Source organism: Bartonella sp. AP36NXGY (assembly GCF_042195865.1).
Lineage (GTDB): Bacteria > Pseudomonadota > Alphaproteobacteria > Rhizobiales > Rhizobiaceae > Bartonella.
Window position 1 is genome coordinate 1 of the sequence record NZ_JBHIPD010000066.1, and the last position, 2,582, is coordinate 2,582.

The following is a 2,582-nucleotide window of genomic DNA, read 5'->3' on the forward strand; positions in this document are numbered from 1 at the left end:
ACATCATCAAAATCTCTTAAGGCTCTAATTCGAGTTAAGAAATGACCATCGATATATTCACAATCATCAATAAATTCATATTTTTTTGCAGGCTCTTGTTTATTAACGGGCGCGGTTGCATTTGAAATGGAAGAGATAACGGGGGTGTTTTTTGATGTAGTTTTCATAACTAAATCCTATCGATTATACAGTTTTCAATTGACAACCCTATAAGGGCGCCGGGCGTTTGAAAACACGGTCGATAGTCCGTCGTTACACTTTTCTCATAAAGAGTATTGTATGGTGTAACCACACCCGACAAAGCTCTCATATACTAACAAAAGCATAAAAGAAAGTCAGTTTTTATAATAAGATTAGGTTTTATCGCAACCCTTTCGCTATCGATTTAGTGTTTTCAATCACTTAATTATTAATATAACAAAATACGTATTTATTGTCAAATAATATTTTATCTTTTTTTGATATTTTTTCTTATTTTTTAAATACGTTGTGTATTGATAATATCTTATGCTTATTAATTGCTTCTTTTATATTTATGTGCTTTTAAAGATATATTATAGGCTTTATGAAACGACTACGTATTTTCTGAATCTATACATTTATAATATTTAGAAACGCTCTCATAATGCGTATTTTTAGCTTTATAACCTATCATTTTTTTACTAAATGAATTTTAAATTTTTTGTGAATTTTGTTTATAAGAGGCTTTAATTTAAACGACCTTAATAGCACCGCGCTCTTATAAAAAATGCCTTCATTTACATTTTTGCTTTCTCTATAGCTGTTATGTTCTTTATAGCCATGGCATCATTTTCCATTTTCATAAGAGAAATGATAAATAGAATATATGATAATTATGATTTACTGCTTTTTATGAAAACATCTAAAGAGAGAATGATAATTATAGAGATGAGCAAAATCCCTTTTAATAAACTTTTGTCATTTTTGTCAGTTCTTTTTAGAACCTATATCATTTTTTTTAAATGAGAGAAAATTAAAATCATTATATTTCAATAAGTTAAGTTTTATGAATTTTTCAAAATACAACTTATTAAAACAGCCATAACAAATAAATACAACTGTAAATATATATTTGTCAGTTTATGTCAGTACATTGAATCGACAAAAGTGATCATTTAGTGAATGATTAAAACATGTCTTATGAGAGTATGTGATCTTTTAAAGCCTTTCAAAAGAAAGGGATTATAATCATAATAAATGCTATCAAGATCCTTATGGTTGTTAGTTTTGGAGGTGCTTTTTACGCCCCCCTTTACATATTTTTCAATAAAAAATAAAAGTCATTATATTTCAATATGTTATTTTTTATCAATTTTTCAAAAAACAACCTATATCAATAGTACAACCTATAAATTCAACTAATGCTCTATGTTTTGTAAGGGTTTTGGGGGGGTAGAAACATTCAAAACCTATAAGTAATATAAGAAAATGAATATACATAACCCTCTTTAAATAAAGCTTCTGATAACAATAAAGCACTCATTTTAGATTACGGTTTAATCTTTTAAAGGCAATGTAAATAAGAGTATCTAAAAGTGCAAGTTTCTTCTTTTTAGAATAACGCATACAAACACTCCTTTTAAAGATTGTATCTAATCAACTTAACAAAAGAGGTATAGATTATGGTTATAAGCTCTATACCCCTTATGCGTTTATCATACCCATTATGTGAGCATGCTTTATAAGTTATTCAGTTTCTTTTAATACCAAATTTGGTAAGTTCTTAACGATTTTCATGGTTTCTAAACTTACGGTAATAACCCTCTGAAATAACTCTAGAGGGTAGGCAGGGTTGCCAACGGTTTCAACAGCATAGCGATTGGCATCATTAACAATGCCGCTCTTTTTATCAGTCTTTACACATTGCCGTTCCATAACCCATTCAAGAGCGGGTTTACCATTGACGATATATTCATAAGCTTCAAGAGGGATATCTGTCATTGTGACATTGCTGTTGTAAAAAACTGTCGATTTATCTTTTACTTTACTATTCCCAAAAAAATTCATTTCTGTAACATAATAGAATTTTTCAGGATTAGGGATATCAGTGAGTTTTGGATCACCTTTTTTAAAGGTTACAGGATAAGGTTCTACAGTTTCATAGTTCATATGCAAATGCCCCAGTTCACGCCCTGCAGTTACAAATTTCCAAAAATCTTCAGTGCTCTTTACACAAGGGATACGAGGCAATTCTTTAGAGAGGTTATCAGCATAACGGGTGCGGTAATCTTCTGAATGCAAAATCCCGTAAACATAATAAAATAGATCATCTTTAGTGATAGTTTCATTAGGATAAGCGGCTTTAAAATGTGCTAATCCTTCATCCGTAATGGCATCACGGCGTTGTAAACCAGCTGTTTTGTTTTCCTCTATAGAGTTTGTAAATAAATGGGATTGCTTTTCACTTTTCTCTTTTAAGGATACAATATCTTCATAAAGATATTGCGGAAAGCATTGACCGTTTTCTATCACCTGATAATCAGACACATTCTTAGTCATAATAACAGAAAAATCTTTCTTTGCTCCCGTACCTGTAATTTGTATTACTCTATTTTCAACCG

At 30.2% G+C, this 2,582-nt stretch carries 1 protein-coding gene; it reads right to left on the bottom strand.

Translation table 11 applies throughout. The features are described from left to right. Positions 1-1,707 precede the first annotated feature (1,707 nt). On the bottom strand, positions 1,708-2,582 hold an 875-nt coding region (locus tag ACFINX_RS09645; protein ID WP_375668757.1), incomplete at its 5' end, for a type ISP restriction/modification enzyme.